Genomic DNA, 268 nt, shown 5'->3' with positions numbered 1-268 from the left:
CAAGGCGGGTCAGACCTCGGCCATCTACACCGCACCGATTCAAGGCGACGACGTCTACAAAGACGGCGGCCCGCTGAGCGTGTCCATCGACAGCGCCAGCGTACCGGGCAAGGTCTTCGAAGACCTGCAACTGAGCAAAGTGCCGGGTGTGGTGCAGATCAACGACACCGTGGACACGGTGACGGTGAGTATCAAAGGCAACGGCGACGTGTTCGAGAACGCGAGCCCAACCTTCACTGTCAGCATCAACCAGGCGTTGAAAGATGAC

General features: G+C 59.7%; 1 protein-coding gene. It reads left to right on the top strand.

The window, feature by feature from the left end:
* On the top strand, window positions 1-268 hold a 268-nt coding region (locus tag ACZYR5_RS29710), incomplete at both ends, for an immunoglobulin-like domain-containing protein (RefSeq protein WP_489092936.1).

This window comes from Pseudomonas sp. F007, assembly GCF_057814275.1.
This window is presented reverse-complemented; position numbering and strand designations above follow the sequence as displayed.